The following is a 14,549-nucleotide window of genomic DNA, read 5'->3' as shown; positions in this document are numbered from 1 at the left end:
CAGTCAGTGGTTGCCACTGAGAGGTCATGTTTTTGTTGCTTGGTCGCTACAAAGTTGACCTGACTACCAGCTTTTTAGATTCCCCAACACACTCTAAGCCATTCCTCATTCCAGAAAGCCGGGTACTGCGTAGGTTCAGTAGTATGAAGCGTCTTCATGGTGTAAACCAACTTGTCTAAATCAGTCTCTATCTCGGTTACTATCTTATCGAACTTAGCTAATTCTATGGTGATAAACGTGAGTTGGCTATCAATGATTTCACCAATTTCACTTCTAAGATTGGCCACGGTATGAAACGTCTCAGTTGGTAGGATGTTCTTGGCCAGAATGGCGATAGCATAAATCTTCGGTAACTTGGCATAGTCGAACGTCCCCCGTTCCACTACCGTATTGAACTTATGCAAGGCGTAAAAACGGTCCGCCGTCGCGGTTCATGCGCTGAATGAAATGTGGGGCTATACCCAACTGCATCTCAACGATAAACTGACTACCGTTCTCATCAGTGCAGGCCAGGTCGAAGATACCGCTACGGCTGTCGATAGTCAGCGCTTCAAATGTGTTTTTGTCAAATTGTACTTGCCGAATGGGGGTATCGGATTTGATGAGGGCCTGTAGCGCAGTACGTAAAAACAAGTTGTCGGCTTCATTACCAAAAGTGGCTTTGAAACCGTAATCAGAAAGTAAGGAGATATATGGACTGTTTTGCATAGGTCAAAGGAAGTTAGAGTGGCCTGGCTGCGGGGAGAACAGGAGTAATGCCAGAAGTTGCTTTATAACCCATTGCGCGGATAGCACTTACGTTGCCAGACACAGCAACGTACTAAAAAAGGGAATTGGCGGCCTGCTAATTTACTCAGCGAGTCTGTCCGGCTTTTTTCAGCCAGTCGAAGACGCGCGGCACGGGTAGCGCATCGACCTGATGCCCCTGATCTCCCACGGTAGTTTTGGCTGCGAACAGCGAATTGACAATTGCTTCTTCGGTGGCTTCGATAGCGGCCATAAACAGCGCCGACGTATTATCATTCCTCAACAGCGCCAGCGTATCGAGCGATGTTTTGCTGTCGTGCGGAAGCTGGTACGCGGTTGACACCGCAATCACGTAGTCGCCACTACCGTTCGATGCGATACCGCCGGTTTTGGCCAGCCCCATGAACGCTCGTTTGGCCAGTCGTTTCAGGTTGCGGGCATCCAGCGGTGCATCCGTCAGCACGACCATCATACACGAACCATCCAGGTTCTCTTTGAACGAATACTTGCCCAGCTCCACCCCCACGGGCATACCGGCAATCTGCAACACGCCACCGAAATTAGTTTGTACCAGCACGCCAACGGTATACCCCCCGAGTGACGACGGCAGCTTTCGCGACGACGTTCCGATGCCGCCTTTGAATCCGAAACAGACCGTTCCGGTACCAGCACCGACATTCCCTTCCGCTACCGGCCCGGTTTTGGCTTCCTGAATGGCGGTCAGCACGTGCTGTTTTGTAATGTGTCGCCCCCGGACGTCATTCAGGAAACCGTCGTTTGTTTCGCCCACAACCGGATTGACCGATCGCACCTGTTCGTTTCCTGGTTGCCTGAGTGTATAGTCGATAAGCGCATCGGTCGCCGTGGGTACCGACAGTGTGTTGGTCAGTACAATGGGCGTTTCCAGCGTTCCCAACTCCTCGACCTGACTGTAGCCGGTCAGTTTACCGAAGCCGTTACCGATGTAGATCGCAGCCGGACTTTTTTGCTGAAACAGATTACCCGTATGCGGCAGAATGGCCGTCACCCCCGTCCGAACCGACGCTCCCTGCTGAACAGTCACCTGCCCGACGCGCACGCCGGCCACGTCGGTAATGGCATTGAGCGGACCGGTCGGGAGTACCCCGAACCGGATACCGTACTCACGCGGCCGCTTCACCGACTGCGCTAACGTCATGGTAGTCAGGAATACGCCAAGGTTGACAAGGCAAAGTGTACGTAACGTAATTGGCATAAACCAGGCAGATCAGCGTAGCGAATCGGCTAAAATAAAAAATTAGTGGGCATCAGTCGCGCGATTCCCTTGCCTCGCTCAACATTACGGGCCGTAGGGTGTTTCATTGCTAGCAACCCAGCTACTTAACACCGAATCACCACTTTGCAGCATGGCTTCTGATCAATCCTCAATCGAGCAACTTAGTGTAAATACCATACGGCTTTTGTCGGTCGATGCCGTCGAAAAAGCCAACTCGGGTCACCCCGGCCTGCCCCTCGGCGCGGCACCTATGGCGTACGTACTCTGGTCGCGTTTCTTACGCTTCAACCCACAAGACCCCCATTGGCCCGACCGCGACCGGTTCGTCCTGTCGGCGGGTCACGGTTCGGCACTGCTCTACAGCATGCTGCATCTGTATGGCTATGACCTGTCGCTCGATGACGTGAAAGCGTTCCGGCAACTACACTCCAAGACGCCGGGCCACCCCGAGTCGAACCTGACGGCGGGTGTCGAAGTAACAACCGGACCGCTTGGGCAGGGTTTCGCCAACGCCGTCGGTATGGCGATGACCGAGCGTTTTTTGGCAGCCAAATACAACAAGGAAGGCCACACGATCGTCGATCACTATACCTATTCACTGGTCAGCGACGGCGACCTGATGGAAGGGATGACAGCCGAAGCTGCTTCGCTGGCCGGTCACCTCAAACTGGGCAAGCTGATTTTGCTGTACGACGACAACCACATATCGCTCGATGGCCCGACCAGTCTGGCGTTTACCGAAGACCGGATGAAGCGGTTCGACGCCTACGGCTGGCACACGCAGCAAGTCGAAGACGGCAACGATCTGGATGCGATTGAACAGGCGATCAACGCAGCAAAGGACGACACAGAACGTCCATCGATCATTGCCGTTCGGACGATCATCGGCTATGGTAGTCCGCTGGAGGGTACGAACAAGGTACACGGTAGCCCGCTCGGTGAAGAAAACACCCGTAAGGTCAAAGAGTACTTTGGCTTCGATCCCGACAAAACGTTTGTCGTCCCCGACGGTGTACAGGAACATCTGGCGGAACCCGGCAAAAAGGGAGCGGACCTGCAAGCCGACTGGCAGAAGAGGTTCGACGCATTCAAGAGTAACTTCGCCGACGATGCAAACCTGTTTGACCTATCGTTCGCCGGGAAACTACCCGATGGCTGGGATACGAACCTGCCCACGTTTGGTGCCGACGAGAAGCCAATGGCAACCCGGCAGGCATCGGGCAAAGTACTGGATGCACTGAAAGAAACGGTTCCCTACCTGTTTGGCGGATCGGCGGATCTGGCGTCGTCCAATGAGATGCCTAAAAGCGGTGATGTTAGCTTTCAACCGGGTCACTACGAAAATTCAAATGTCTGGTTCGGCGTACGCGAACACGCGATGGGCGGGGCGCTGAACGGTATGGCGCAGCACGGTGGCGTCCATCCGTACGGTGGCACGTTCCTGAACTTCTCCGACTATATGCGGGGTGCTATCCGCCTGACGGCGCTGGCTGAATCGCGGGTCACGTTTGTCTTCACGCATGACAGCATTGCTGTGGGCGAGGATGGTCCGACGCACGAGCCGATCGAGCAGGTTGTCTCGCTACGCACGATTCCAAACATCGTCGTTATCCGCCCCGCCGATGCCAACGAAACGGCCTGGGCGTGGCATATCGCTATGACGACGCCGAAATCGCCCGTCGTGCTGATTCTGTCGCGGCAGAAGTTGCCCGTGCTCGATCAGGAGAAATACGGGTCGGCCAAAAACGTCGAGAAAGGTGCCTATATTCTGAGCGAAGCCAACGGTGGCAAACCCGAACTGATTCTGATCGGTACTGGCTCGGAAGTCTCGTTGGTAATGAAGGCGCAGGAAGAACTACAAAAAGAAGGTATTCCAACGCGCGTCGTCAGTATGCCGTCGTGGGAACTGTTCGAGAAGCAGGACCAGGCGTATCACCACGAAGTACTGCCCCCAACCGTTCGGAAACGGCTGGCTGTCGAAGCGGGATCGCCCATCGGCTGGCATAAATATGTCACTGACGAAGGTACGACGATCAGCATGAACCGCTTCGGCCTGTCAGGGCCCGGTGATGACGTGCTGGCTTACTTTGGCTTTACCGTCGACAACGTGGTCAAGTCAGCCAAAGCCGTGCTGGCAGGTGAGCCGGAAGGCATGGAGAAGAAGGAAGTCCTGTCGTAACAGGAGTTTAGACAGCAAAAGGGCCCGGACTTGCATCCGGGCCCTTTTGCTTCGTATTAGCGAATCTCTACCTCATCGACACCCAGTTGGGCTGGCTTGCCTGGGTTCCGCATGTCGGCCGGCACCGTACCGATCGACCGGGCAACGATACGGACGTAGCGGGCTGATGTCTGCGCAAAGTCGACCGGGAGCCGGACGATCGTACGCTTGCCGTTTTCCTGCGCGTTCGTTTTCACCGTAGTCGCCGGGCGATACGTCTGTCCATCATCAGACACCGACACCTCGATTTGCCTGGGCAGGCAGATATTCTTGGCCGTGTATTTCAGGAACCCGACCCGTACACCCTGTACCGGCTGCGACTGCCCCAGATCGACCGTCAGGCCGAAGTCGCCAGCGAACGACACGATCCCCGCAACTTCATACCCGCCCATGCCGACGGTGTTGCCATCCGTCAGGCTCAGATTTTTATCGGGTCGCCCCGTCGCAGCCGGATATTGGAGGGTGTATGACTTGCCGGTTGCTTTCGAAACGAGAAACTCTTTCTGCACTTTAGCCAGCTGACTCAGCGGTGTTCTTCCGGCAAAAGCAGCCGTTCGTACCGTTGCCGTTTGCGCCAGCAGCACCGAGTCTTTTAATACGGGCGATTCCGCCGATGGAATACTCCCGTCAATCGTGTAGCGAATGTCGGTTACGTTAGCCAGCCGCTTATCGGGTTTGAGCGACACCGCGACGCGTCCGTCAGCCGTGGCCCGGCTCACCGGCACCGCATCGTATACCGTCCGGGCGTAGTTTGTCTTGACCGACGACAACCGCGCAAATAGACTGGGTATCCGTCGGCTGAAATCGTCGTAATTCTTGCCTTCCAGTGGGCTCCAGGCTACTTCAGCCAACGCAGCCGCCCGGGGCCAGATCATGTACTGCAACTGATCGACATCCGGAATATATTCAGTCCATACATTGCCCTGTACGCCCAGAATATGTTTTGCTTCGGCGGGCGACAGCTCTGTCGGCGTAGGGTTGTACGAGTAGACCTGCGACAGGGGCAGATTACCACCGAATGCCGTCGGCTCCTGCGCCGGATCGCCCTGGTAATGGTCGAAGTAACAGAATCCGCCCGGCGTCATCACAACGTCATGCTGTTGACGGGCCGCTTCGATACCGCCCTTCACGCCCCGCCAGCTCATCACCGTGGCATTCGGCGACAGCCCACCTTCCAGAATCTCATCCCAGCCAATAATCCGCCGACCTTTCGACGTTACGAACTTGTCGATGCGTCGGATGAAATAGCTTTGCAACTCGTTCTCGTTTTTCAGCTTCTCGCGCTTCATCAGTTGCTGACAGAAAGCGCTGTTTTTCCACGAGACTTTCGGACACTCGTCGCCACCAATGTGAATGTATTTACTGGGGAACAAACCAATCACTTCGGTCAGCACGTCCTGAAGAAAAGAGAACGTCTTTTCGGTCGGACAGAACACCTCGTCGAATACCCCCCATTTTGTAGCGGCACTGTACGGACCCGGTGCGCAGGCTAGTTCAGGGTAAGCCGACAAAGCCGCCAGGGCGTGCCCCGGCATCTCGATTTCCGGTACGACTGTCACGAACCGCGCTGCCGCATACCGCACCACGTCACGCACTTCATCCTGCGTGTAGAAACCGCCGTATGGCTTACCGTCGAACACCTGCGGGTCGTACTCATCGTAATGGCCGACCAATGTTTCCCGGCGGTTTGCCCCCACCTGCGTCAGCTTCGGGTATTTTTTGATTTCGATGCGCCAGCCCTGATCGTCGGTCAGGTGCCAGTGAAAGGTGTTGATTTTGTGCAGCGCCATCAGATCGATGTACTGCTTGATAAACGAGACCGAAAAAAAATGGCGGCTCACATCGAGGTGCAGGCCACGATACACGTAGCGAGGGCGGTCCTCGATCCGGCAGGCTGGTATCGCCAGATTGGTCAACCCACTATCGGGAAGCTGACGAGTGGGGGCCAATGCCGCCGGTGGTAGTAGCTGACGCAGCGTCTGAATACCGTAGAAGAAGCCGCTCGCTCGCGATGCTTCTACAGTCACCAGCTTGTCGGTGATGTCGATGCGGTACCCTTCCGTACCCAGTGACGTGTCGCGGGCCGGAATAAACTGAATAATGTTGCCGGGGACGGCCATACGGTTGCTCAGACGTACCGTCAGGGAAACGCCCGTTGCCCGATTCAGTTGCCGGGCGAATGTATCGGCGACCGCTTTCAGATCGGCCTGTCCGGGCGGGATCAGCAGGGTCGTTGTTCGACTGAGTATAAATTGACCGGCGCGGGGGTCGAGTTTGGCCGGTCGGGGAATAATGGTGTAGCGATCGAGTGACTGACTAAATCCGGTATGGACAAGCAGCAGGGTAAGCGCACTCAGCAACCAATAGCGGGCAAGCATGAAAAAAGGCGTTCAGATGATGTCGGCAAAAATACGTCGATTTCAGCTTGCACTCATCGCCAATGTGTAGGTGGGATCAATTACGCGCTGACCAACTACCGACTACCTGTCTGTAATGCCTGTCTGGTGATACACAGGACATTTCCACCATCCGAATTTTATTTTACTGTTAATATCGTGGCAGGAATATTGTTTTACCAGAAATCGATATACCTTCCCGAGTTAGTTGTCTACTGTATCATCTGGCGAATAAATAGCTATCTCTCAACCTGAATCGTATGCACTCTTCGTTACCTGTTCTTACCGTCGTTGGCCTGGTTTATTTAGGCAGCCTTTCCGCGATGGCCCAGCAAACGTCATCAACACTGGCTCTATCCGCAACCAGCCAGGCCGACGTAACAAGGCTCGCTGACAGTTCGTCGTCAAAAGTCCGTGCAGTCAGTCAACTTCTTAAAACGCGTTGTCTGGATACGGGCTTGTTACGCCTTGGCTCGACCTGCACCTTTCAAGTGACCGAACCAGTGATCGTCGGTGATCGGGCGTTTGCCGTTGGCGATCGGATTCACGCCCATGTCGAGGAAGTGAAAGGTGTAACAGGGCGCGTTTTCATGCGGACCGACCGGGTCGTCTCCGCAAAGACACAGGAAACCACAGTCTTGTCGATGGTTGCCGTTGAGCAACCTCGTCAGCCGGGGGTCAGCATCCCGCACCTGCTCGACGGCTGGAAACTAAGCTGGGAACAACGCTAGGCCAGTACTTTAGGGCCTTCCTGATTAATTTCGGAAACATATGCTTCACTGGTAATGCCAACGGCCAGAAAGGCCTGCTGCATGGCAGCGCCGATCTGCTCGGCGGTATCGGCATCCCGGCTCAGCGCAAACATCGACGGGCCTGAGCCGGAAATGCTGCATCCCAGCGCACCCGCATCCAGTGCCGCCTGCTTGACTTCGTTGAATTCGGGAATCAGAATCGACCGGACGGGCTCGATAATAACGTCGACCAACGAGCGGCTGATGAGGTCGTAATCGGGCGTCATCAGGCCGGCAATCAGGCCCGCCACGTTCCCCATCTGTATGATGGTATTCTTCAGCGACACCTCGTTTTTCAGAATAAACCGGGCATCTTTCGTATTGACCTCAATATCGGGGTGAACGAGCGTACAGAACAGCGACGCCGGCGTCTGAATCCGCACAACGTCGAGCGGATTATAGCTACGCACCATCACGAAGCCACCGAGTAGCGACGGGCCGACATTGTCGGCGTGGGCCGATCCGCAGGCAACACGCTCCCCTTCCATTGCGAACGGCAATAACTGCAAGGGCGTCAGTGGGCGACCCAGGAGTTCGTTGACCGCATACACGCCCGCAACGGCACTCGCTGCGCTCGATCCCAGCCCGCTGCCCAGCGGCATCTGTTTATTCAGCACCATCTCGATGCCGAGATCCGGTTGCCCGATATGCTTGAGGTAGGTTTGAATCGAAATGCCAGCTGTATTTCGGCTCGCTTCGCGGGGTAGCCGGCCTTCGTCGCCAATAATATCGGTGATGCGAACGCCGGGCGTTTCGCTGCGCGTCAGGATAACCTCATCGCCGGGACTGGCTACGGCAAAACCAAAAATATCAAATCCGCAAGCCACGTTGGCAACGGTAGCAGGGGCAAATACGCGAATGGATTCCACAATAAAACAGAAAAGCACACCGGTAACCGGGTTGTTGCAAGTTTAGCAATTTAGGGTCTGAAAACCAATCGGGCGGCAGGGTTAGCGACCGCGACTGTCCGTGTAAACCAAAACCACACCGGATTGGTATTTATACCTAGCTGACAATAGCCGGTTTGATTGCTGTATTATTTTCCCAAACCGCTGTATTTACCAATGATTATGGGGTAAACTAGGCAGGTTTGCGATTTTTCAGCAAAATTGCCACGCCAATCGCTTACCGGCTAACTGCTGGAAGACGAAGTCGCCTGTTCTGCTTCGTCGCTCCACGAATTTCGTTTACTAACCGATGAAGGACTACATCCGCCCAATCAAACGCCTGCTCGTTGTCAACCGGGGCGAAATCGCCATCCGCATCATGCGGGCCGCCACCGAGCTTGGGATCACCACCGTAGCCGTTTACACCTACGAAGACCGCTACTCGCTTCACCGCTATAAAGCCGACGAAGCGTACAAAATTGGCCGCGACGAAGACCCGCTGAAACCGTATCTCGACGTAGAAGGCATCATTTTGCTGGCCAAGCACCATCAGATCGATGCCATTCACCCCGGCTACGGCTTTCTGTCGGAGAACGTAAACCTGGCCCGGCGGTGCCGCGAAGAAGGTATTATTTTCGTCGGTCCATCGCCCGAAGCCATGGACGCCCTCGGCGATAAGGTACGCGCCAAAAACCTGGCTACTTCGGCACAGGTACCCCTGATCCCGGACTCGCGCGAGCCGGACATGACCCCTGAGTTTGCCCTCACGGAAGCCGAGCGCATCGGTTTCCCGGTGATGGTCAAGGCGGCTGCCGGTGGCGGTGGTCGCGGGATGCGTGTCGTTCGGCAGGCCGAAGATTTCGAGAAAGCCTTTGCGGAAGCGAAGAACGAAGCCCGCAACGCCTTCGGCGACGACACGATCTTCCTCGAAAAGTTCATCGAAGATCCCAAGCACATCGAGGTTCAGCTGCTGGGCGATCAGCACGGTAATATCGTTCACCTCTACGAACGCGACTGTTCGGTGCAGCGCCGGTTTCAGAAGGTTGTCGAAGTAGCCCCGTCGTTCGGACTGCGGCAGGAAACCAAGCAGAAATTATATGCCTATGCGTTGCAACTGGGCCGGGCGGTTAATTATTCCAATGCCGGAACGGTTGAATTCCTGGTCGATAGAAACGAAAACATCTATTTCATCGAAGTCAACCCACGGATTCAGGTTGAGCACACGATCACGGAAGAAGTAACGGGCATCGACATCGTTCGGACGCAGATTCTGATCGCGATGGGCTACCGGCTCAGCGACAACGGTATCTACATCACGCATCAGGACGAAGTGCCGCTCAACGGCTTTGCCATTCAGTGCCGCATCACGACCGAAGACCCGGCCAATGGCTTCAAGCCCGACTTCGGCACGATTACCGCCTACCGCAACGCGGCCGGGTTCGGTATCCGGCTCGACGAGGGCAGCAGCTATGCGGGCATGAAAATATCGCCCTACTTCGACTCGATGATCGTGAAGGTATCGGCGCGGGGACGGACGCTGAAAGGCGCTACCCAACGGTTGACGCGGGCGCTGCTCGAATTCCGTATCCGGGGGGTAAAGACCAACATCGGCTTCCTGCTGAACGTAATCAGTCACCCCATTTTCCAGCGGGGTGAAGCGCGGGTGTCATTTATCGAAACGCATCCCGAACTATTTAACTTCCGCAAGCCACAGGACCGCTCGACACGGGCGCTCAACTACCTCGCCGACGTTATTGTCAACGGCAATCCCGAAGTAAAGAAGAAAGACGACAGCAAAATTTTCCGCACGCCCGTCGTCCCCTTCTCCGATCCGTACAGCACCTACCCGGCCGGTAACCGCGACCGGTTGAAAGAATTGGGTCGCGACGGTTTCGTACAATGGGTGAAGGACCAGAAAAGCGTTCTGTACACCGACACGACCTTCCGCGATGGACACCAATCGCTGCTGGCGACGCGTGTCCGGACGCAGGATTTGCAGAAGGTCGCAGCCGGCTTTGCCAAGGCGCATCCTGAGCTGTTCTCGATGGAAGTCTGGGGGGGCGCTACTTTCGACGTAGCCATGCGTTTCCTCTACGAGAGTCCGTGGAAACGGCTGGAAGCCCTGCGCGAAGCCATGCCGAACATGCTGCTACAGATGCTCTTCCGGGGTTCCAACGCCGTCGGCTACTCGGCTTACCCAGACAATCTGATCGAGAAATTTGTCGAGAAATCGTGGGAATCGGGCATCGACGTGTTCCGTATTTTCGATTCGCTCAACTGGGTCGAAGCCATGAAAGTGAGCATGAAGGCGGTACGGGAGCGCACCGACGCACTTTGTGAAGCGGCTATCTGCTATACCGGCGACATGCTGGACCCGGCCAAAAATCAGAAGTACAATCTTCAGTACTACCTGGACATGGCCCGGCAACTGGAGGACGAAGGTGCGCACCTGCTGTGTATCAAAGACATGGCCGGCCTGCTGAAACCACTGGCAGCCGACGTACTGGTCCGTGAACTGAAGCAGGCCGTCGACATCCCGATTCACCTGCACACGCACGACACGGCGGGCATTCAGGCGGCTACCTACCTGAAAGCCATCGACGCCAATGTCGATATCGTCGACTGTGCGCTTGGTGCCTTGTCGGGCCTGACCTCGCAGCCCAATTTCAACTCGGTGGTGGCGATGATGGAGACGCACGAGCGCAACTGCCCCATCAATCTGACGTCGCTCAACGCCTATTCCAACTACTGGGAAGATGTCCGCGAGTACTACTACCCGTTTGAGTCGGGAATGAAAGGGGGCAGCGCGGAAGTCTACGAGAATGAGATTCCGGGTGGGCAATATTCTAACCTGAAACCGCAGGCGATTGCTACGGGTCTGGGCGACAAGTTTGAGACGCTCAAGAAAAACTACGTCATTGCAAACCGGCTGTTCGGCGATATCGTCAAAGTAACTCCTTCATCAAAAGTGGTAGGCGACATGGCGATCTTCATGACCGCTAACAACCTGACTGCCGACGACGTCGTCAACCGGGGTGAATCCCTGGCGTTCCCGGAATCGGTGCGGGGCTTCTTCAAAGGCGAGCTGGGCCAGCCGGTAGGTGGTTTCCCGAAAGACGTGCAGGAAGCCGTGCTGAAAGGAGAACAGCCAATCACTGGTCGCCCGAACGAGCACCTCAAACCCATTGATTTCGACGCCGACTTCAAGAAATTCGAGGAGAAATACCCACTCAACGCTGGTTTCGAAGACTACCTTTCCTACCAGATGTATCCGAAGGTGTATGACGAATATTACAAAGCCAACGAACAGTACGGCGACGTAAGCGTCATCCCGACCCCGGCTTTCTTCTACGGTCTGAAGGAGAACGAAGAGATTCTGATCGAGATCGAAGAAGGTAAGAATATTCTGGTACGACTCCTGTTCAAGTCGGAGCCCGATGAATACGGTATGCGGACGATCACATTCGAACTGAACGGTCAAAGCCGGCAGGTGCAGGTACGCGACCGGGCCTTGAAGGTGGCGAAACAACTGAACGCAAAAGCCAGCAAAGACGGCGATGTCGGTGCGCCACTTCAGGGTCGCCTGACACGAATCCTGGTGAAAGACGGCGACGAGGTGAAGAAGAACCAACCGCTGTTCGTCATCGAAGCGATGAAGATGGAAAGCATCGTATCGGCTCCGAAAGCTGGGAAGGTGTCCAAGGTTGTGCTGTCGGAGGGCACCGTCGTCGAGCAGGACGACTGGGTCGTTGAACTGTCGTAAACCCATTGTTTTTCAACACAGAGGCACAGCGCGCACCGAGTTTTCAGCTCCGTGTTCTCTGTGCCTCTGTGTTTATTATATTCTATGGCTGTATTTTCACAGATACGGGACAAGAGTGCTTGGGATATTGAATTGTTGTAGCTTTATGTAAAACGAGACCAGTTATGACTCCTAATCCCCCACTGTCTAATTTGCAGATGAGTTTACTGAAACTGTATACCAGCCATGTATCGGACGAAGACCTGATGGCTATTAATCAGCGTATCGTCGATTACTTCGCTGAGAAAGTAACACGTGCGGCAGATACAGTTTGGGACGAGAAGGGATATTCGGATGACCTAATGCAGCAGTGGCTAGAGGGCGACTTTCGAAAAGGCAAACCTGAATGAAAATTGTTCTCGATACTAATTGCTTACTGGTTTCACTATCAGCCCGTTCAGCTTATCACTGGTTGTTTCAGGCAATTCGGCAAAAACGATTCGAACTGTTCATTTCCAATGAGATATTGACTGAATACGTTGAATTAATTGATCGGTACTTCAGCCCGGCGGTGTCAGAACCTGTCTATCAGCTACTAACTCAATCCGATCACGTTCATCAAGTCGAGATTTTCTTTCACTGGCCACTAATTACGAATGATCCCGACGATGACAAATTTGTCGATTGCGCCTTTGCTGCCAATGTTGACTTCATTGTAACAGAAGACCGACATTACGAGGCATTGACAACCGTTGATTTTCCGAAACTGACGGTTATTAATCTAGAGACATTCAAATCGCTGTTGAAGATAAACTGATTTTATGTGTCAATTTGCAGACTGATTGGTCGTTGAATTTCCATAAATCAACTGTTTTTTTAACACAGAGCCGCAGAGAACGCGGAGGTAACCACTGTGCTCTCTGTACCTCTGTGTTTAGATATGGTTCTATTGGAAACCATGTATTAGCAACCTGGCCCCTAGCGCCAGTAGCGTGTTTTCTTCTACGACAACGGCACCGTACAATCCTGACCGTCAGCATCTACCCTTTATATACTTCGCCGGCCGACGTTGACGTTGCCTACCTACGTATACAGCAAATTGGTTACTTGTTGATCTGTAACAAGGCGTCCCGACCCGTGATTTCCGATGCGCTTGCCAAGGCGACGACCGGGCGTTCGGCGGCATTATGAACTGCCAGCTCGATGGCGTTGCGTAGGCTGGATAGGTGAAAGGGTTTGTTTAGATAAGCAGCCGGGTACGTATGCTTGGCTCGCTCCAGCGTTTCCCGATCCGTCGTCGCTGTAAGATAAATGATCGGGACGGGTCGTTTGGCCAGTAGGTGACGGGCAGTTTCAATGCCGTCCCAATCCCCTTTCACGACAATGTCACACAGTACCAGATCGACGGTATTGGTCTGATACAACTCAAGAGCTTTACGACCGTTGCTGGCGATCCCGACAACGCGGTACCCTTCTTCTTCCAACCGATCAGCCAGGTCCATTGCCAGGATAGGCTCATCTTCAACCAGCAGAATATTGACTTCTCCGGGCACTTTCATAGTACGTACAGCTTTGGGGTAGTAAGGGAATCGTTCGATTAGGATACCCCAAATTAGCCCCAAAACGGTTCGTCCGTCATACTCTTGACAGCCTGTTCGTATCGATTCGTGTATAAAAGTCGATCTATTGTATGGCAACCGTAACTTTTTGCGTATGAACAGAAAAGTCATACCAACCGCCTGATAAATAAGGCGTTATTACTCACCCGTTGTTCGTACGGAAGTTAGTCGCCTGCTGCTGTTTGGATGAGCAGATTCGCTTTCCTGACGTTCGTGTTTATACGATCGGTTTCGATCAGTCCGTCACGTAGCCGGATGATCCGGTGAGCGTACTCGGCGATGTCTTCTTCGTGGGTAACCATGATGACGGTGTTCCCCTTGCTGTGAATCTGATCGAAGAGGTCCATAATCTCGTACGACGTCTTTGTATCGAGGTTCCCCGTTGGTTCATCGGCCAGCAAAATACTGGGATCGTTAACCAGCGCGCGGGCTACCGCTACCCGTTGCCGCTGCCCGCCCGACAGTTCGTTAGGCCGGTGATGGGCGCGGTTTTCCAGTCCCACGTTTTTCAGCGCCTGCATTGCCTTCTCCGTACGATCGGCCTTGCTGTATCCTGCATAGATAAGCGGCAGCGCCACGTTTTCGAGCGAGGTTTGTCGGGGCAGCAGATTGAACGTCTGGAATACGAAGCCAATCTCTTTGTTGCGCACTTCGGCCAGGTCGTTCTCACCCATCCGGCTTACGTCCTGATTGTTGAGAATATACTGCCCGGACGTGGGGGTATCCAGACAGCCAACGATATTCATCAGCGTCGACTTACCCGACCCGGACGGTCCCATGAAGGCAACATATTCGCCTTTGCGAATCTGAATCGTGATCGACTTCAGGGCTTCGACGACCTCCGTCCCCATGACGTACCGTTTCGCAATCTGACTGGTTTCAATGATGTTCATG

Annotated in this window: 12 protein-coding genes; 5 read left to right on the top strand and 7 right to left on the bottom strand. The window is 54.3% G+C overall.

All coding sequences use genetic code 11. The annotated features are described in order from the left end of the window. Positions 1-74: 74 nt before the first annotated feature. From CLV58_RS28955 to CLV58_RS09415, 3 genes are all read right to left on the bottom strand, one after another. Complete coding sequence (locus CLV58_RS28955; protein WP_281257896.1) at positions 75-404, bottom strand: PD-(D/E)XK nuclease family transposase; 330 nt, start codon at positions 402-404, stop codon at positions 75-77. Next, positions 397-708 (bottom strand): PD-(D/E)XK nuclease family transposase, encoded by a 312-nt coding sequence (locus CLV58_RS28950; protein ID WP_281257895.1) that lies wholly within the window; start codon positions 706-708, stop codon positions 397-399. Before CLV58_RS28950 ends, CLV58_RS28955 begins: the two co-directional genes overlap by 8 nt. A gap of 145 nt (positions 709-853) precedes the next feature. After that, positions 854-1,924, bottom strand: a complete 1,071-nt coding sequence (locus CLV58_RS09415) for a DmpA family aminopeptidase (RefSeq protein ID WP_106137532.1) — start codon at positions 1,922-1,924, stop codon at positions 854-856. A 208-nt stretch (positions 1,925-2,132) separates the two neighbouring features. Between CLV58_RS09415 and tkt the strand changes: the two genes are divergently transcribed. Then, entirely contained in the window at positions 2,133-4,181 is a 2,049-nt protein-coding gene (tkt, locus tag CLV58_RS09410) for a transketolase (RefSeq protein WP_106137531.1), read from the top strand. 56 nt (positions 4,182-4,237) lie between these two features. Here the strand turns inward: tkt and CLV58_RS09405 are convergent, their stop codons facing one another. After that, a complete protein-coding gene (locus CLV58_RS09405) occupies positions 4,238-6,598 on the bottom strand; it encodes a glycoside hydrolase family 20 protein (RefSeq protein ID WP_106137530.1) in 2,361 nt (786 codons plus the stop codon). Between the two features lie 278 nt (positions 6,599-6,876). On the opposite strand from CLV58_RS09405, the gene CLV58_RS28005 reads away from it, so the two are divergent. Next, the gene (locus tag CLV58_RS28005; RefSeq protein WP_146141399.1) at positions 6,877-7,347 is read left to right on the top strand and encodes a hypothetical protein; all 471 of its coding nucleotides are present in this window, start codon (positions 6,877-6,879) and stop codon (positions 7,345-7,347) included. On the opposite strand, the gene CLV58_RS09395 is transcribed toward CLV58_RS28005, so the two are convergent. Further along, entirely contained in the window at positions 7,344-8,276 is a 933-nt protein-coding gene (locus CLV58_RS09395) for a homoserine kinase (protein WP_106137528.1), read from the bottom strand. The two genes, CLV58_RS28005 and CLV58_RS09395, sit on opposite strands and share 4 nt — an antisense overlap. A 328-nt stretch (positions 8,277-8,604) precedes the next feature. Here CLV58_RS09395 and CLV58_RS09390 point away from each other — a divergent pair, with 328 nt between their 5' ends. The 3 genes from CLV58_RS09390 (at position 8,605) to CLV58_RS09380 (ending at position 12,853) form a co-directional block, all read left to right on the top strand. Beyond that, positions 8,605-12,057: a pyruvate carboxylase gene (locus CLV58_RS09390; protein ID WP_106137527.1), complete on the top strand. Its 3,453-nt coding sequence runs from the start codon at positions 8,605-8,607 to the stop codon at positions 12,055-12,057. A gap of 164 nt (positions 12,058-12,221) precedes the next feature. Next, a complete protein-coding gene (locus CLV58_RS09385; RefSeq protein WP_106137526.1) occupies positions 12,222-12,446 on the top strand; it encodes a hypothetical protein in 225 nt (74 codons plus the stop codon). Then, entirely contained in the window at positions 12,443-12,853 is a 411-nt protein-coding gene (locus CLV58_RS09380) for a putative toxin-antitoxin system toxin component, PIN family (RefSeq protein ID WP_106137525.1), read from the top strand. Before CLV58_RS09385 ends, CLV58_RS09380 begins: the two co-directional genes overlap by 4 nt. Before the next feature lie 286 nt (positions 12,854-13,139). Here CLV58_RS09380 and CLV58_RS09375 read toward each other — a convergent pair whose 3' ends face one another. Further along, positions 13,140-13,595 (bottom strand): response regulator, encoded by a 456-nt coding sequence (locus CLV58_RS09375; RefSeq protein ID WP_106137524.1) that lies wholly within the window; start codon positions 13,593-13,595, stop codon positions 13,140-13,142. Positions 13,596-13,819: 224 nt separating this feature from the next. Further along, positions 13,820-14,548, bottom strand: a complete 729-nt coding sequence (locus tag CLV58_RS09370) for an ABC transporter ATP-binding protein (protein WP_106137523.1) — start codon at positions 14,546-14,548, stop codon at positions 13,820-13,822. Position 14,549: the final 1 nt, after the last annotated feature.

Source organism: Spirosoma oryzae (assembly GCF_003002825.1).
Taxonomy (GTDB): Bacteria; Bacteroidota; Bacteroidia; order Cytophagales; family Spirosomataceae; genus Spirosoma; species Spirosoma oryzae.
The sequence above is the reverse complement of the archived record's forward strand: the minus strand, read 5'-3'. Positions and strand labels throughout refer to the sequence as shown.

Excerpts from the sequence above, each read along its gene's own strand:
- CLV58_RS09405 (WP_106137530.1), bottom strand. The coding sequence starts at position 6,598 with ATGCTTGCCCGCTATTGGTTGCTGAGTGCGCTTACCCTGCTGCTTGTC.
- CLV58_RS28005 (WP_146141399.1), top strand. The coding sequence starts at position 6,877 with ATGCACTCTTCGTTACCTGTTCTTACCGTCGTTGGCCTGGTTTATTTA.
- CLV58_RS09380 (WP_106137525.1), top strand. The coding sequence starts at position 12,443 with ATGAAAATTGTTCTCGATACTAATTGCTTACTGGTTTCACTATCAGCC.
- tkt (WP_106137531.1), top strand. The coding sequence starts at position 2,133 with ATGGCTTCTGATCAATCCTCAATCGAGCAACTTAGTGTAAATACCATA.
- CLV58_RS09375 (WP_106137524.1), bottom strand. The coding sequence starts at position 13,595 with ATGAAAGTGCCCGGAGAAGTCAATATTCTGCTGGTTGAAGATGAGCCT.
- CLV58_RS28950 (WP_281257895.1), bottom strand. The coding sequence starts at position 708 with ATGCAAAACAGTCCATATATCTCCTTACTTTCTGATTACGGTTTCAAA.
- CLV58_RS09415 (WP_106137532.1), bottom strand. The coding sequence starts at position 1,924 with ATGACGTTAGCGCAGTCGGTGAAGCGGCCGCGTGAGTACGGTATCCGG.
- CLV58_RS09385 (WP_106137526.1), top strand. The coding sequence starts at position 12,222 with ATGACTCCTAATCCCCCACTGTCTAATTTGCAGATGAGTTTACTGAAA.
- CLV58_RS09370 (WP_106137523.1), bottom strand. The coding sequence starts at position 14,548 with ATGAACATCATTGAAACCAGTCAGATTGCGAAACGGTACGTCATGGGG.
- CLV58_RS09390 (WP_106137527.1), top strand. The coding sequence starts at position 8,605 with ATGAAGGACTACATCCGCCCAATCAAACGCCTGCTCGTTGTCAACCGG.